1 protein-coding gene is annotated in these 274 nt (G+C 69.3%); it reads left to right on the forward strand.

Annotation, left to right across the window (positions count from 1 at the left end; genetic code table 11):
* Positions 1-62 precede the first annotated feature (62 nt).
* Positions 63-274 (forward strand): aldehyde dehydrogenase family protein (locus DSP71_RS07280; RefSeq protein WP_113680749.1); only part of this gene is annotated, 212 nt, incomplete at its 3' end.

Below are 274 nucleotides of genomic sequence, written 5' to 3' on the forward strand. Positions count from 1 at the left end.
GGGCATCGACGCACCGCCCAGTCGACGCAAGCGCTCCTAGCCCTCCTCACAGAAAGAGAATCATGAGCACTCAGACCGAACAGGCGCTCCTGGACAGCATCCCCACCGGACTCTTCATCGGGGGCCAGTGGATCGACGGCGAGACCGGAGGCACCTTCGATGTGAAGGACCCCGCGACCGGTTCCGTGATCCGCACCATCGCCGACGCGACGCCCGGCGACGGCATCCGCGCCCTCGACGCCGCGGTCGCCGCGCAGGACGCCTGGGCCGCGAC

The sequence above is a fragment of the Microbacterium sp. H6 genome, from assembly GCF_003314775.1.
GTDB lineage: Bacteria > Actinomycetota > Actinomycetes > Actinomycetales > Microbacteriaceae > Microbacterium > Microbacterium oxydans.